At 71.6% G+C, this 271-nt stretch carries 1 pseudogene; it reads right to left on the minus strand.

What is annotated here, in order from left to right:
• Positions 1-271 (minus strand): annotated as a pseudogene (locus tag SB775_RS29690) (alpha/beta hydrolase); the annotation flags it as partial.

Here is a 271-nt window from a genome sequence, read left to right on the forward strand (position 1 = left end):
GCACGGAGGCGATCGCCTTGGCCCCTCCCGCGAGGGCGGGCCAGGTGTCCTCGCCGTACATCACGAGCACCGGGACGTCGATCCGAGACCACCGGTTCGTCGCGAGGGGCGCGCCGGACATGGCGTCGCCCACCTGCCGTCCGTCGTAGGCGATGGTCGGGGCGATCGCCTCCAGCCTGCCCCAGAGGTCCGGGTCCTGCTTCATTCCGGTCACGAATTCGGCCGGCATCCCGACGGCGTCGGTCAGGAAGATCTCGACGGCGTCGCCCGG

It is taken from the genome of Peribacillus sp. SIMBA_075, assembly GCF_046534585.1.